General features: G+C 74.1%; 13 protein-coding genes. 2 read left to right on the plus strand and 11 right to left on the minus strand.

Features of this window, described 5'->3' with window-relative positions; translation table 11 throughout:
* Position 1 precedes the first annotated feature (1 nt).
* Positions 2-1,444 (minus strand): argininosuccinate lyase, encoded by a 1,443-nt coding sequence (argH, locus tag EMA09_RS02615; protein WP_129838488.1) that lies wholly within the window; start codon positions 1,442-1,444, stop codon positions 2-4.
* Positions 1,441-2,637, minus strand: coding sequence for an argininosuccinate synthase (locus tag EMA09_RS02620; protein WP_129838490.1), 1,197 nt, complete (start codon positions 2,635-2,637; stop codon positions 1,441-1,443). The genes argH and EMA09_RS02620 overlap by 4 nt, the downstream gene beginning before the upstream one ends.
* Positions 2,638-2,800: 163 nt before the next feature.
* Between EMA09_RS02620 and EMA09_RS02625 the strand changes: the two genes are divergently transcribed.
* Entirely contained in the window at positions 2,801-3,157 is a 357-nt protein-coding gene (locus tag EMA09_RS02625) for a VOC family protein (protein ID WP_129838492.1), read from the plus strand.
* Positions 3,158-3,437: 280 nt separating this feature from the next.
* A complete protein-coding gene (locus EMA09_RS02630; RefSeq protein ID WP_240796203.1) occupies positions 3,438-4,340 on the plus strand; it encodes a polyprenyl synthetase family protein in 903 nt (300 codons plus the stop codon).
* A 695-nt stretch (positions 4,341-5,035) separates the two neighbouring features.
* On the opposite strand, the gene EMA09_RS02635 is transcribed toward EMA09_RS02630, so the two are convergent.
* The 9 genes from EMA09_RS02635 to EMA09_RS02675 all read right to left on the minus strand — a co-directional run bounded on the left by EMA09_RS02635 (position 5,036) and on the right by EMA09_RS02675 (position 15,313).
* The gene (locus EMA09_RS02635; protein ID WP_129838494.1) at positions 5,036-5,611 is read right to left on the minus strand and encodes an arginine repressor; all 576 of its coding nucleotides are present in this window, start codon (positions 5,609-5,611) and stop codon (positions 5,036-5,038) included.
* Between the two features lie 14 nt (positions 5,612-5,625).
* Complete coding sequence (locus EMA09_RS02640; RefSeq protein ID WP_129838496.1) at positions 5,626-6,816, minus strand: acetylornithine transaminase; 1,191 nt, start codon at positions 6,814-6,816, stop codon at positions 5,626-5,628.
* A complete protein-coding gene (gene argB, locus EMA09_RS02645) occupies positions 6,813-7,760 on the minus strand; it encodes an acetylglutamate kinase (RefSeq protein WP_129838498.1) in 948 nt (315 codons plus the stop codon). Before argB ends, EMA09_RS02640 begins: the two co-directional genes overlap by 4 nt.
* The gene (gene argJ, locus EMA09_RS02650) at positions 7,757-8,908 is read right to left on the minus strand and encodes a bifunctional glutamate N-acetyltransferase/amino-acid acetyltransferase ArgJ (RefSeq protein ID WP_129838500.1); all 1,152 of its coding nucleotides are present in this window, start codon (positions 8,906-8,908) and stop codon (positions 7,757-7,759) included. Before argJ ends, argB begins: the two co-directional genes overlap by 4 nt.
* Entirely contained in the window at positions 8,905-9,933 is a 1,029-nt protein-coding gene (argC, locus tag EMA09_RS02655) for an N-acetyl-gamma-glutamyl-phosphate reductase (RefSeq protein WP_129838502.1), read from the minus strand. The genes argJ and argC overlap by 4 nt, the downstream gene beginning before the upstream one ends.
* A 128-nt stretch (positions 9,934-10,061) precedes the next feature.
* The gene (locus tag EMA09_RS02660; RefSeq protein WP_129838504.1) at positions 10,062-11,483 is read right to left on the minus strand and encodes a sugar porter family MFS transporter; all 1,422 of its coding nucleotides are present in this window, start codon (positions 11,481-11,483) and stop codon (positions 10,062-10,064) included.
* Positions 11,484-11,545: 62 nt separating this feature from the next.
* Positions 11,546-12,538: a PfkB family carbohydrate kinase gene (locus EMA09_RS02665; RefSeq protein ID WP_129838506.1), complete on the minus strand. Its 993-nt coding sequence runs from the start codon at positions 12,536-12,538 to the stop codon at positions 11,546-11,548.
* Positions 12,535-13,899, minus strand: a complete 1,365-nt coding sequence (locus tag EMA09_RS02670) for an FGGY family carbohydrate kinase (protein WP_129838507.1) — start codon at positions 13,897-13,899, stop codon at positions 12,535-12,537. The genes EMA09_RS02665 and EMA09_RS02670 overlap by 4 nt, the downstream gene beginning before the upstream one ends.
* Before the next feature lie 16 nt (positions 13,900-13,915).
* Complete coding sequence (locus EMA09_RS02675; protein ID WP_129838509.1) at positions 13,916-15,313, minus strand: FAD-binding oxidoreductase; 1,398 nt, start codon at positions 15,311-15,313, stop codon at positions 13,916-13,918.
* Between the last annotated feature and the right edge of the window lie 19 nt (positions 15,314-15,332).

Below are 15,332 nucleotides of genomic sequence, written 5' to 3' on the forward strand. Positions count from 1 at the left end.
CTCAGGAGGCCGCGGGGCCGGCCAGCGGCGGCCGGGCGGCGATCCAGGCGCGCTGGGCCGCGAGGTCGTCCTTCACCTCGCCGAGCTGCACGGCGACGGCGGACGGCGCGGTGCCGCCGCGCGCCGAGCGCGCCGCCAGGGAGCCCTCGACGGTGAGCACGGAGCGCACCTCGGGCGTCAGGTGGGCGGAGATCTTCGCGAACTGCTCGTCCGTCAGCCCGTCGAGATCGATGCCCTCGGTCTCGCAGACCTTGACGCACTCGCCGGCGATCTCGTGGGCGTCGCGGAACGGGACGCCCTGCCGTACGAGCCACTCGGCGATGTCCGTGGCCAGGGAGAAGCCGGCGGGGGCGAGCTGTTCGAGGCGCTCGGTGTTGACCGTGAGGGTGGCCAGCATGCCGGTGAAGGCCGGCAGCAGGACCTCCAACTGGTCGCAGGAGTCGAAGACGGGCTCCTTGTCCTCCTGCAGGTCGCGGTTGTACGCGAGCGGGAGGGCCTTGAGGGTGGCCATCAGCCCGGTCAGGTTGCCGATGAGGCGGCCCGACTTGCCGCGCGCGAGCTCGGCGATGTCCGGGTTCTTCTTCTGCGGCATGATCGAGCTGCCGGTGGAGAAGGCGTCGTGCAGCGTGACGAAGGAGAACTCCTTCGTGTTCCACACGATGATCTCCTCGGCGATCCGGGAGACGTTCACGCCGATCATGGCCGTGATGAACGCGAACTCGGCGACGAAGTCGCGGGCGGCCGTGCCGTCCATGGAGTTGGCGGCCGAACCGCCCTCGAAGCCGAGGTCGGCGGCGACCGCCTCCGGGTCGAGGCCGAGCGAGGAGCCGGCCAGCGCGCCCGAACCGTACGGGGAGACGGCGGTCCGCGCGTCCCACTGCCGGAGCCGTTCCGCGTCGCGGGACAGCGCCTGGACGTGCGCCAGGACGTGGTGCGCGAACAGGACGGGCTGCGCGTGCTGGAAGTGGGTGCGGCCCGGCATGGCCACGCCGGGGTGGGCCTCGGCGAGCGCGACCAGCGCCTCCTGCAGGTCGGCGACGAGCCCGGCGATGACCCGCGCGTGGTCGCGCAGGTACATGCGGAAGAGCGTGGCGACCTGGTCGTTGCGGGAGCGGCCGGCGCGCAGCTTGCCGCCGAGGTCGGGGCCGAGGCGTTCCAGCAGGCCGCGTTCCAGCGCGGTGTGGACGTCCTCGTCGGCGACGGTCCCGGTGAACGAGCCGTCGGCCACGTCGGCGGCCAGCCGGTCGAGGCCCTCCAGCATGCGGGTCAGCTCGTCGCCGGTGAGGAGCCCGGCGCGGTGCAGGACGCGCGCGTGGGCGCGGGAGCCCGCGATGTCGTAGGGGGCGAGCCGCCAGTCGAAGTGGACGGAGGCGCTGAGTGCCTCGAGCGCGGCGGCGGGTCCGTCGGCGAACCGGCCGCCCCAGAGGCGGACGTCGCCGCTCACCGGCCCTGCTCCCGCCGGGCCGCGATCTTGCCGGAGAGGCCGAAGATCTCGATGAAGCCCTTGGAGAGGGACTGGTCGAAGGTGTCGCCGGTGTCGTAGGTGGCGAGGCTGAAGTCGTACAGGGACTCCTCGGAGCGCCGGCCGGTGACGACGGCGCGGCCGCCGTGCAGGGTCATCCTGATGTCTCCGCTGACGTGCCGGTTCGCCTCGTCGACGAAGCCGTCGAGGGCGCGCTTGAGCGGCGAGAACCACAGGCCGTCGTAGACCAGTTCGGTCCAGCGCTGTTCGACCTGGCGCTTGTAGCGGGCGAGTTCGCGCTCGACCGTGACGTTCTCCAGCTCCTGGTGCGCGGTGATGAGGGCGATGGCGCCGGGAGCCTCGTAGACCTCGCGGGACTTGATGCCGACGAGCCGGTCCTCGACCATGTCGATGCGGCCGATGCCCTGGGCGCCGGCGCGTTCGTTCAGCTCCCGGACGGCCTGGAGCGGGGTGACGGCGCGGCCGTCGACGGCCACCGGGACTCCCTGCGCGAAGGTGATGACGACCTCGTCGGCCTCACGGGCGGCGGCGGGGTCCTCGGTGTACTCGTAGATGTCCTCGATCGGCGCGTTCCAGATGTCCTCGAGGAAGCCGGTCTCGACGGCGCGGCCGAAGACGTTGGCGTCGATGGAGTACGGGGACTTCTTGGTCGTCGCGATCGGCAGGCCCTTGTCCTCGGCGAACGCGATGGCCTTGTCACGGGTCATCGCGTAGTCGCGGACGGGGGCGATGCACGTGAGGTCGGGGGCGAGGGAGGAGATGCCCGCCTCGAAGCGGACCTGGTCGTTGCCCTTGCCGGTGCAGCCGTGGGCGACGGTGCCGGCGCCGTGCTTCCGGGCCGCGGCCACGAGGTGCTTCACGATCAGCGGCCGGGAGAGCGCGGAGACCAGCGGGTAGCGGTCCATGTAGAGCGCGTTGGCGCGGATCGCGGGGAGGCAGTACTCGGCCGCGAACTCGTCCTTCGCGTCGACGACCTCCGCCTCGACGGCGCCGCAGGCCAGTGCGCGCTTGCGGATGACATCCAGGCTCTCGCCGCCCTGGCCGACATCGACGGCGACGGCGACGACCTCGGCCCCGGTCGCCTCGGCGATCCAGCCGATACAGACAGAGGTGTCCAGACCGCCGGAATAGGCGAGGACGACGCGCTCGGTCACGGGTCTCTCCTTAGCATTCATGCACTGACCAGAATAAGTATGCGGCGCTCTGCATGATTCGTCAATCCGGCCACCCGTGCCGGGCGCGCGTCCCCGGGTCGATCACCGTGCGTGCTGGTTAATGTGACTCCCGTCATGAAGCGCGGGCGGAAGGAGCCCTCACATGCCCGGTGGGGTCCCGTTCATCGAACTCGGCGTGGCGGACGTCTCGCGCGCCCGGACGTTCTACGCCGGACTCTTCGGCTGGAGCTTCGTGCCGGGCCCCGGCGGGGACGGACTGATCGTGTCGGGGATGGGCGTCCCGGGCGGGCTGCACGGCGGCGAGGCGGGCGCGGCGCCCGTCGTCTTCTTCCCCGTGGACGACATGGACGCCGCGCTGACGAAGGTCGCGGACCTCGGCGGCTCCGTGGAGAGCTCGGCGATGGACGGCGACCCCGGATCCCAGTCGCGCTTCGGGCGGTTCGTGCTGTGCCGCGACGACCAGGGGTCGCCCTTCGGGCTGCACCAGCCGCCCATGTGACGGCCGGGACGGCGGGCGCGCGGAAGCGGCCCCGCGCGCTCATCCGTACGGGTGATTTCGGTGAGGGGCGCGGACGTCTGGCCGCGTGCCATGGCCACCGGGGATCTCCTGGTCAGCGGCGCACGGGGCGGGCCGCTCGGGCCGCGCCGACGCCGTACGGGACGGGACGGGCCGGCGCGCGCACCGTTCCCGCGCGGCGGCGGACCGGCCAGTCTGGGCGGCGACGCCACCCTGCCGGTCCCGCGCGGGGGCCGGGATCGCCAGGAAACGAGGTCTCGTCATGACCACAGCACCGCACACCGCCGAGGAGCCGCAGGCCGCCGCACGGGCCGCGCTGTCGCAGGGCCGCGCGCTCGTGGACCCCGCCCTGCGGACGTGGGTCGGGCGCCTGCCGGAGCCGGTGGCCCGCGTCGCGTCGTACCACTTCGGCTGGACGGACGCCGAGGGCCGCCCGACGGACGACCCCGGCGGCAAGGCGCTGCGCCCGACCCTCGTCCTCACGTGCGCCGAGGCGGTCGGCGGCGAGGCGGGCGCGGCGCTCCCCCCGGCCGTGGCGGTGGAACTGGTGCACAACTTCTCCCTGCTCCACGACGACATCCTCGACGGCGACACGACGCGCCGGCACCGGGCCACGGCGTGGACGGTCTTCGGGTCCCCCGCGGCGCTCCTCGCCGGCGACGCGCTGCTCACGCACGCCGGCCGCGTCCTGACGGACGAGGGCGCGGGACAGCGCGAGATCACCGGCCTGCGCTGGCTGATGGACGCCACGATGCAGCTCATCGAGGGCGAGCGCAGCGACATCGACTTCGAGACCCGGGCGGACGTGACCCTCGCCGAGTGCCTGGCCATGACGGAGCGGAAGACGGCGTCGCTGCTGGGCTGCTCGTGCGCGCTCGGGGCGCTGTGGGGCGGCGGGACGCAGGCGCAGGTGGCGGCGCTGCGGCGGTTCGGCACGCACCTGGGGATGGCGTTCCAGCTCGCGGACGACCTGCTCGGCATCTGGGGCGACCCCCGGGTGACCGGCAAGCCCGCCGGGGCCGACCTCGCGGTGCGCAAGAAGTCCCTGCCGGTGGTGGCGGCGCTCGACTCGGGACGGCGGCGGGCCGCCGGCTCGCCGAGCGGTACGCGCTCCCCGCCGCGGACCGGGGGACGGAGCCCGACGCCGCGGAGGTCGCGGAGCTGACGGCGCTGGTCGAGGAGGCGGGCGGCCGCGCCTGGGCCGAGAAGGCCGCGGGCGAGGAGCTGGGGCTCGCGCTCGAGAACCTGGCCTCGGCGGCCCCGGAACCGGCGGCCGGCGAACGCCTGGCGGCGCTGGCCCGCCTGGCGACCCGGCGGGACCACTGACCGGCGGGCGCGGGCACCCTGCCGCCCGGGCGGCCCACGAGGAAGACGCGTCCCGGCCGGCCCCGCCCCTCACCCCCGCGCCGGCGCGCCGCACCGCGACCGGGCGGGAGGCCCGTCGAATGCTGACCCGCCCGGGAGCCCCGACCACCGCCGGGCGAAGAAGCGTCATGGCTGCGGCCATACGTTCTGGTGCGTGCCATGCGGCCGGTCCGCGCCCGGCGGAGCGGCGACGGGCCGGTCCTCGCGTCCGCCCCGGTTCCCGGCCGCCGGGTCGTTCGGAAGCCCCGCGCGGACCGCACGGGGCAGCCGTCATCGCGGCGCCGCCCGGCCGGGATGCCGGTGTCGGACATGTTCGGGCGTGCCGCGCAGGAGGACCCGCTCGCCCCCGGTGCATGGCACGGACGCCACGGTCCCCGGCTCCGGCCGGATCCGGACCGCAGGGGCGCCGCGCGGCGGACGTCACGCCGTGCACCGGCCCCCGGGACGGGCGGGGTGACGACCGTCCGCCGCCGGGGCAGCGCGTGCGGCCGCCCGTCAGGGCACGGGCTCTTCCTTCTGCCGCTGCGCCAGGCGCAGCAGGTGGTCGGCGAGCGACTGGCCGCCCAGCGGGTCGCGGCTGATCAGCAGCACCGTGTCGTCGCCCGCGATCGTGCCGAGGATGTCGTGCACCTCCGCCTGGTCGATCGCCGAGGCCAGGAACTGCGCCGCGCCCGGCGGCGTGCGCAGGACCACCAGGTTCGCCGACGCCTCGGCCGAGATGAGGAGTTCACCGGCCAGGCGGGCCATCCGCTCCTCCTTCGCCGACTCCCCCAGCGGCGCGCGGGGCGTGCGGAAACCGCCCTCGCTCGGGACGGCGTAGATCAGCTCGCCGCCCGAGTTGCGGATCTTGACGGCGCCCAGTTCGTCGAGGTCGCGGCTGAGCGTCGCCTGGGTGACGCTCAGCCCGTCGTCGGCGAGGAGCTTGGCGAGCTGGCTCTGCGACCGCACCGGCAGCCGGTTGAGGATGTCCACGATCCGGCGGTGCCTCGCCGCCCGCGTCTGCGGTACGGCCGGGCCGCCGGCCGCAGGGTTCCGGGGTGTGTCCTCCACCGGCCGCCGATCCTCGCTCATGCTCCCCCTCCGGGTCATCTGCCGTTCGCCGCGTGGGCCGCCCGGTCCAGGATGCCGGGCAGCGCCGCGAGCAGCGCGTCCACCTCCGCGTCGCCGATGATCAGGGGCGGCGCGAGCCGTACGGCGCCGGGCACGGCGGCGTTCACGAGGAAACCCTCGTCCTGGGCCGCCTGCTGCACCTGCGGCGCGACGGGCTCGGACAGCACGATACCGATCAGCAGGCCCGCGCCCCTGACGCCGGCGACCAGCGGGTGGCCGAGGTCCCTGATCCCGTTCTGCAGACGCTCGCCCGTCCGCTTCACATGCTGGAGCAGCCCCTCGGACTCGATCGTGTCGAGGACGGCGAGGGCGGCGGCGCAGGACACCGGGTTGCCGCCGAAGGTCGTGCCGTGACCGCCGGGCGCGATGAGGTCGGCGGCGTCGCCGAAGGCGAGGACGGCACCGATCGGCATGCCGGCCGCCAGGCCCTTCGCGAGGGTGATGACGTCGGGTTCGACGCCCTCGGCCTGGCAGGCGAACCACTGGCCCGTGCGCCCGATGCCCGTCTGCACCTCGTCCACGACGAGGAGCGTGCCGGTGGCCCGGGTGATCTCGCGTGCGGCCGTCAGGTAGCCGGCGGGCGGGACGACGACGCCGTTCTCGCCCTGCATGGGCTCCAGCACGACGAGGGCGGTGTCCGTCGTGACGGCGGCGCGCAGGGCCGCCACGTCGCCGAACGGCACGTGCGTGACGTCGCCGGGCAGCGGCTGGAAGCCCCGCTGCTTCGCGGGCTGGCCGGTGAGCGCGAGAGCGCCCATCGTCCGGCCGTGGAAGCCGCCCTGCGTGGCGACCATGTGGGTGCGTCCGGTGAGCCGGCCGATCTTGAAGGCCGCCTCCAGCGCCTCGGTGCCGGAGTTGCAGAAGAACGCGCGGCCGGCGCGGCCGGTGAGGGCGATGAGCCGCTCGGCGAGGGCGACGGTCGGCTCGGCGATGAACAGGTTGGAGACATGGCCGAGGGTGGCGACCTGCTCGGAGACCGCCCGCACCACCGCGGGGTGCGCCGTACCGAGGGAGTTGACGGCGATGCCACCGACGAAGTCGGTGTACTCGGTGCCGTCGGCGTCCCAGAAGCGGGCGCCCTCGCCGCGCACGAGAGGGATGCGGGGGGTGCCGTAGTTGTTCATCAGCGCGCCCTGCCAGCGCGCGGTCAGCGACTCGTTGCTCATGACGGCTCGGCTCCGTTCTCGTGGATGGCGTCGGTGGCGGGGGCGGGCTCGTCGGGGACGACCATCGTGCCGATGCCCTCGTCCGTGAAGATCTCCAGCAGGATCGAGTGCGGCACGCGCCCGTCGATGACGCGGGCGGTGCGGACCCCGTTGCGCACGGCGTGGAGGCAGCCCTCCATCTTCGGCACCATGCCGCTGGACAGGTCGGGCAGCAGCTTCTCCAGCTCCCCGACGGTGAGCCGGCTGATGACCTCGTCGCTCGCGGGCCAGTCGGCGTACAGGCCCTCGACGTCCGTGAGCACCATGAGCGTCTCGGCGCCGAGGGCGGCGGCGAGCGCGGCGGCCGCGGTGTCGGCGTTGACGTTGTAGACGTGGTGGTCGTCGGCGCTGCGGGCGATGGAGGAGATGACGGGGATGCGGCCGTCGGCGAGCAGCGCCTCGACGGCGCCGGTGTCGGTGGCGGTGATGTCGCCGACGCGGCCGATGTCCACGCGTTCGCCGTCGATGTCGGCGAAGCGCCGCACGGCGGTCATCAGGTGGGCGTCCTCGCCGGTCATGCCGACGGCGAGGGGGCCGTGGCGGTTGAGGAGGCCGACGAGTTCGCGCTGCACCTGGCCGGCGAGGACCATCCGGACGACGTCCATCGTCTCGGGCGTGGTGACGCGCAGGCCGGCCTTGAACTCGGAGGTCATGCCGAGGCGGTCGAGCTGGGCGCTGATCTGGGGACCGCCGCCGTGGACGACGACGGGCCGCAGGCCGGCGTGCCGGAGGAACACGACGTCCTGCGCGAACGCGGCCTTCAGCTCCTCGTCGACCATGGCGTTGCCGCCGAACTTGATGACGACGGTCCTGCCGTGGTGGCGGGTGAGCCAGGGCAGGGCCTCGATGAGGATCCGTGCCTTGGGGAGGGCGGTGTGCTTGCGGGTGGTACCGGCTGCGGTCATGAGCGGTGGGCGCCGTTCTCCTGGGCGTGGTCGGCGGTCAGGTCGTTGGTCAGGACGGTGGCGGACGCGTCGCCCGCTGCCAGGTCGGCGGTGATGCGGACCTCGCGGAACCGCAGGTCGACCGGGGGGTGGCCGGGGACGACCTGCCCGTCGCGGCAGACCGGCACGCCGTTGACGGCGACGGCGAGGCGGTGCGGTTCGAACGCGGCGGACGCCGTGCCGATGGCCGCGAGGACGCAGCCGCCGCCCGTCTCCTCGCGGTGGGCGGCGCTCTTGACGCCGCCGCTGCGGGCGATCGCGCGGGCGGCCTCGACCGCGTCGTCCTCGCTGGCGGCGCCCGTCACCTCGACGCGGAGGTGCTTGCCCGCGCCATCGGCGTCCTGGACGATCTGCCGCGCGAGGTCGGCGCACACGGCGAGGACGGCCTCGGCGAACGTGTCCTCGTCCGGAATCGTGCCGGACGCGCCGGAGGCGAGGAGCAGGACCGTGTCGTTCGTGGAGACGAAGCCGGCGGCGTCGACGCGGTCGAACGTCGCGCGGGTCGCCGCCCGCAGCGCGCGGTCGAGGGCCGGGGGGTCGATGTCGGCGTCGGTGGTGAGGACGACGACGAGGGTGGCGAGCGCGGGGGCGAGTGCCCCCGCGCCCTTGGCCATGCCGCCGACCGTCCAGCCGTCGCGTTCGGCGACGGCCGTCTTGGGGACGGCGTCGGTGGTGCGGATGGCGAGGGCGGCCCGGTCGCCGCCGTGCGGGGACAGCGCGGCGGCGGCTTGGTCGATGCCGGGCAGCAGCCGGTCCATGGGCAGGCGGACGCCGAGCGGGCCGGCGGAGGCGACGGCGGTCTCGGCGGCGTTGTGGCCGAGGACGGCGGCGGCGTGCTCGGCGGCGGCGTGCGTGTCCTGGAAGCCGAGGGGGCCGGTGCAGGCGTTGGCGCCGCCGGAGTTGAGGACGACGGCGGTGACCCGGCCGCCGGCCAGGACCTGCCGGGACCACAGGACGGGCGCCGCCTGGACCCGGTTGGCCGTGAACACGCCGGCGGCGGCCGAGCCGGGGCCGTCGTTCACGACGAGCGCGAGGTCGGGGACGCCGCCCTCCGCGAGACCGGCCGCCACGCCCGCGGCCCGGAAGCCCCTGGCGGCGGTGACCGTCACGGGGCGATCCCGGTCGCGGGCAGGCCCAGCTCCTCGGGGAGGCCGAGGGCGATGTTCATGCTCTGGACGGCGCCGCCGGCGGTGCCCTTGGTCAGGTTGTCGATGGCGCAGATCACGATGACGCGCCCGGCGGACGCGTCGTGCGCGACCTGGACGTGCGCCGTGTTGGAGCCGACGACGGCGCCGGTCGTCGGCCACTGCCCCTCGGGCAGCAGATGGACGAACGGCTCGCCGGAGAACGCCTTCGCGTACGCCTCGCGCAGCGCCGCCGCCGTGACCCCCGGCCGTGCCTTGGCGGAGCAGGTGGCGAGGATGCCGCGGGGCATCGGCGCGAGGGTGGGCGTGAACGACACGGTGACGCGTTCGCCCGCGACGGCCGAGAGGTTCTGGCTCATCTCGGGGGTGTGCCGGTGGACGCCGCCGACTCCGTAGGGGCTCATCGCGCCCATGACCTCGCTGCCGATCAGGTGCGGCTTGGCGGCGCGGCCCGCGCCCGATGTGCCGGACGCGGCGACGACGACGGCCTCCGGCTCGGCGAGCCCGGCGGCGTAGGCCGGGAACAGGGCGAGGGTGACGGAGGTGGGGTAGCAGCCGGGGACGGCGATGCGCCGGGTGCCGCGCAGGGCGTCGCGGGCGCCGGGCAGCTCCGGGAGGCCGTACGGCCAGGTGCCGGCGTGCGCGGAGCCGTAGAACCGTTCCCACTCGGCGGCGTCCCGCAGCCGGAAGTCGGCGCCGCAGTCGACGACGAGGACCCCGTCGCCGAGCTGTTCCGCGACGGCGGCGGACTGGCCGTGCGGGAGAGCGAGGAAGACGACATCATGGCCGGCGAGGGTGTCGGCGGTCATGGGTTCGAGGACGCGGTCGGCCAGCGGGAGCAGGTGGGGCTGACTGGCCCCGAGGGCCGCGCCGGCGTTGGAGTGTGCCGTGAGGGCACCGATCTCGACCTCGGGGTGCTGGAGCAGCAGACGGAGGATCTCGCCCCCCGCGTAGCCGCTCGCTCCCGCCACCGCAGCACGCACTGCCATCGCCTCCTTCGCAATCGATGGCATGACTATACGTAGCGCCACAGTTTTATGCAATCGACATTGCGGTCCCCGCCACGGTCCCGCCGCCCCCGGGGTCGGGGCGGGAGAGGTCTCCCGCCCCGGACTCGTCAGGGCTGCCTGGGAATCGTCCCGGTGGCCGGCAGGGCCGGCCCCGTGCCGTACAGCTCGCGCTCGACCTCCTCCAGCGTCTTGTTCTTCGTCTCCGGGACCATGCTGAAAGTGAAGACCAGGGCGACCAGCGAGGTGCCGGCGAAGATGAAGAAGGTCCCGGAGGAACCTATGTGGTCGACCAGCACCGGGAAGAACTGGGAGACCAGGTAGTTGCCGCCCCAGAGGGCGAAGGTGGCCACGGAAGCGGCGACTCCCCGCACATGGCTCGGGAAGATCTCGGAGATGATGATGTAGGCCACGGTGCCGAAGGACACCGCGAAGACGGCGACGTACCCGAGGATGAAGACCAGCAGCAGCGTGGGGTTGGGGGACGCGGCGCGGAAGAGGAGCCCGGTGCACGCCAGCGTGATGGTCATGCCGGTGGCGCCGAACAGCAGCAGGGTGCGGCGTCCGACCCGGTCCACGATCCACAGGGACACCAGGGTGGCGAGGACCAGCGTCACCCCGATGAGGACGGTGCTGGAGAGCGCGTCGTTCGTCTCCAGGCCCGCGTCCTTGAAGACCTCGGGGGCGTAGTAGAAGATCGCGTTGATCCCGGTGATCTGCTGGAAGAGCGCGACGCCGAAGCCGATGACGAGGGCCTTCCTGAGCCGGGGCGCCCACAGGTCCCGCAGCCCGGCGCCGCCCTCCTGGCCGAGGGTCGCCCTGATCTCGTCGAACTGCCGGTCGGCGTCCCGGTCGGTGGGGTTGATCCTCCTCAGCACGGCGCGGCCGAGGTCCTCCCTGCCGTGGCCGATCAGCCAGCGGGGGCTCTCCGGGACGATGAACAGCAGGCAGAAGAACAGCACGGCGGGGACGACACCGACGCCGAAGACGTAGCGCCAGCCGTGCTCGACGTTCCAGGATTCGCTGTTGGCCCGGGAGATCAGGGCGCTGACGGTGAAGACCACCAGGTTCCCGACGGTGTTGAACAACTGGTTGAACGACACCATGCGGCCCCTGAGGTGGGAGGGCGCGACCTCCGCTATGTACAGCGGGGCGATGGTGGTCTCGATGCCGATGCCGATCCCGACGAGCATCCGCGCGGCGACGAGCATGTCCACGTTCGGGGCGAGTGCCTCGCCGACGGCGCCGACGAGGAAGACGACGGCGGTGGCGAGGAGGACCTTCTTGCGGCCGACGAGGTCGCTGAGCCGGCCGGCGACGACGACCCCGATGATGCAGCCGACGATGATGCAGGAGGTGACCCAGCCGATGCCGCCGGAGCCGAGCCCGAAGCGTTCCTGGAGGAAGCCGGTGGAGCCGGAGATGGCACCGTTGTCGAATCCGAAGAGGAATCCGCCGACGGCGGTGATGAGCGTGATCAGGACGACGTTCTTCATGTGGCCGGTCCGTGACCGGGTGGTGCTGTCCACCATGACCTCCGAGGTGAGTGGCCGAAACGGCGTTGTTCCGTGGCTCCGCGCGGGGCGCGGTGGGGTCAGGGCCGGGGCGGCGCGAGGAAGGCCGCCGGTCCGTCGGTGCCCGGTGGCGTGCCGGTGATCCCGGCGCGGGCGATGAGGGCCGCGGGGGGCTGGTCGGGTGCCAGCCCGGCGGTCAGGGACGCGGCGTTGGACGCGCCGCAGGCGGCGGCGAACCGCAGGTGGTCCCGCCAGGGGGTGCCGGGATCTCCGGTGACCAGGCTGTGGACGAGGCCGGCGCAGAAGGCGTCCCCGGAGCCGACGGCGCTGCGGGTGGGGACGGCGGGGGCCGTCACCTCGTACCACCCGTCGGGGGTGAGCGCGCGGGTCGGGCGCGCGCCGTCGGTGACGATGACGCACCGGACGCCGGCGCCGAGCCAGCCCGGCACCGGGCCGTGCTCCGATCCGCCGCCCGCGCCGAGGAGTTCGTCGCGGTTGACCTTGACGATGTCGGGCCCGGCGGCGGCGCCGGCGCGCAGGACCCGACCGTGGGCGTCGAGGACGCTGAGGGTCCCCGAGCGGCGGGCCGCGGTGATGAGCCGGCCGTAGAAGTCGTCCGGGACTCCCGGCGGCAGGCTGCCGGTGCAGACGAGCGCGCCGGCATCGGCGATCAGGGGCGCGACCGTCTCTTCGAGGTCCGCCAGCTCCGCGGCCGCGATGCGCGGCCCGGACGCGTTGTAGACGGTGGCGCCCTCGGGGTCGGCGAGGTCCACGAGCACCTCGCAGATCCGGGTGCCCCCGGCGCTGGGGCGCCAGGTGCCCTCCAGGCCCTCGCCGCCGAGCAGTTCGGCGACCAGGCGCCCGGTCGGGCCGCCCAGGAAGCCGAAGAGGTGCGGCCGGGCCGGCGGCGCGCCCGCCGCTGCGAGCTGGGTGAGGACGCGTGCGACGTTGACGCCCTTGCCGCCGGCCAGGGTCCGGTCGGCGGCGAGGCGGTGGACGCTGCCGGGCCGGTGCCCGTCCACGGTGAGGTGCCGTTCGACGGCGGTGTTCAGCGAGGCGATGGCGACGGTCATCGGGCACCTTCCCGGTCGGTGGCGCGTTCCAGGGCGATGCGCGCGGCTCCGGTGGCGACGGGCTCGGCCAGCTCGCTCACGCGCAGGGGCGTGTCCCACCGGGACCTGCGGTGCGCCACCATCTCGGGCCTGCGGAACAGGGATCCCATGAGGGCGACGGACCGCGGGCGCGTGCCGGCCAGTTCGCACAGCGCCGTGACGGTGCCTCGCACCCGGTCGCCGATGGTGTCCAGGCACAGGCGGGCGATGTCGGCGGGGGTGGCCCCGGCGGGGATGCCGTCGAGGGAAAGCAGCCCCTGGTCGGTGTCGTCCATGGCGGAGACGGTCATCCGCAGCGACGGCAGGGCGCGTGCCTCACCGCCGAGGGTGCCGAACAGCGCGTCGAAGTCGCCGGCGAAGAAGAGTTCGGCGAGGAGCTGGATGATCTTGCCCGACGGGACGGGGTGACCGAGGACGTAGCCGTCGGCGAGCCAGGAGCGTTCGTGGTCGACTCCCAGGTCGTAGGCGCGGCGGCCGGGACGGCAGATGCCGGTGGTGACCATCAGGTACTCGGAGGTGCCGATGGAGTCGAAGACGTTGGGAGCCTCCCCGGCCCCCTCCGCGTCGGCCAGCGCGGCGGCGACGGCCCGGGCGGCGATCACCTGGTCGTGCCCGCCGACGTGCACGGTGGCTCCCGGTGCGAGGCGCACCCCCAGCGCGCCGGGCGTGATCTCTCCGAGGGGCGCGCCGGTCGGCAGGACGTCGGGGAACAGGCCGGGTTCGACGCCGAGCGCGTCCATGCTGGGCCGGTCGGGGACCAGGCCGGCCAGGTCGAAGAGCTGGCTGTGCGTGATCTGGGACGAGGCGGCCGCCCAGCGCCCGGTCAGGCGCCACATGGTGTAGGTGCCGAAGTCGACCCAGCGGGCGGTCCGTGCCCAGGCGTCCGGGTCGTGCGCGCGCAGGTGCGCGAGACGCGCGGGGGTCTGGTTCGGGCGCAGCCGCATGCCGGAGACGGCGTAGTGCTCGGGCGAGTCGAACCACTCGGCGACGCCCGGGGCGAGGGCGCCGCCGTGCCCGGTCTCCCACCAGGCCAGCGAGGGGTGGACCTCGCGGCCGGCGGCGTCCACGGCCACCGACTCCTCCTGGCCGAAGGAGGCGACACAGGCGCCGCCCAGGGCGCCGTGCGGAGCGGCCGTGCCGGACGCGTACTGGGCGACCAGGTCGGCCGTCTCGCGCCACACGTCCTCGGCGTGGTGGAACGGGAGCCCGCCGTGGAGCCTGACGGGGGTACGGCGGCGCTCGGCCGGCAGCACGGTGCCGTCAGCGGTGACGCCGACGACCTTCACGTGCGTCGTACCGATGTCGATACCAAGGAACCACATTGTTCTTGGCGCCTTCCTAGAGCCCGAGTTTTCCGGGGTTGAGGGTGCCGTTGGGGTCGAGGGCGGCCTTCAGCCTGCGCAGCAGCAGGTGGGAGGCGCCGAGCGAACGGCGGGTGTACGGGGAACGGGCGAGACCGCCGCCGTGGTGGTGGGACAGCTCCGCCCCGTGGCGCAGGCACACGTCCATGGCGGTGGCCCAGACGGTGCGCAGCCGCTCGACGGCCGCGCGGTCGTCCGCGGCGTGGCCGCGGAGGATGAGGTAGAGCGACGTGCCCTGGGTGTAGACGTGGGAGAAGTGGGCGAGCACCTCGTCGGCCAGGGGGGCGAGGCTCTCGGTCAGGTCGCGGTACAGCGGCAGGACGTGGCTCCAGGTGTGGGCCACCTCGATGGTCTCGGCGAAGCCCCCGTCCTCGGCCAGCAGGTTCTCGACGCCGGAGAAGTCGAAGCGGCGCTCCATCCACGCCTCGGCGCCTCCGGCGCCGACGGCCTTGCCGCCGTGTTCCTCGACGATGCGGGTGAGGGCGGCCAGTTCGGCGCGTGCGATGTCGGTGAGGCCCTGCGTGCCCGCGAACAGCACGGGCGCGGTGAGCGTCTCGTCCCGCAGGGCGTGCCGGGCTTCCGCCGGGTCGTAGAGGCGCAGGAGGAACGGGCGGAGCCCGGCCGCCGCCTGCGCGCGCAGCACGGCGACGCCCTGCGCCACGTCGGGCAGCTCGTAGGTCTCCAGCAGGCGGGTCTCGGGCAGGGGGAAGACCTTGAGGCGCACGGCGGTGATGACGCCGAGGGTGCCCTCCGACCCCAGGAAGAGCCGGCGGAGGTCGGGTCCCATCGCCGCGCGCGGGGAGGCGGACAGGCGCAGCTCCTCGCCGGTGGCGAGGACCACGGTGTAGGCGACCGCGAGGTCCTCGATGCCGCCGTAGTAGGAGGAGAACTGGCCGGTCGCGAGCGTCGCGAGCCAGCCGCCGACGCTGGAGCGGTGCAGTGACTGGGGCGAGTGGCCGAGGGTCCAGCCGCGGGTGCGCAGCTCGTCCTCGAGTCGGCCGCCGTTGTACCCGGCGGAGACGTCGACCGTCATGTTCTCCGTGTCGAGCTGCCAGGTGGCGGGGAGGCCCGAGACGTCGAGGACGATGCCGCCGCGCACCGGCAGCGGCTGGCCCGTGACGGAGGAGCCGAGCGCCCGGACGGTCACCGGTATGTCGTGGCGGGCGGCGGCGGCGAGGACGGCGGGGATCTGCCCGGCGTCGGTGACGGCGACGACGGCGTCGGCCCGGTGGTCGTGGACGTCGAGGCGCGCGAGTTTGGTGGACAGGGGCCATGAGTCGTGGCTCGACGCGGCCAGCGCCGGGGCGTCGGTGCGCACGGCTTCCGCGTCCAGCTCCCCGGCGATGAGGGCGAGAGCGGCTTCGAGATCGGCCATGGGGTGACTCCAGGAGTGA

It is taken from the genome of Streptomyces sp. RFCAC02, assembly GCF_004193175.1.
Lineage (GTDB): Bacteria > Actinomycetota > Actinomycetes > Streptomycetales > Streptomycetaceae > Streptomyces.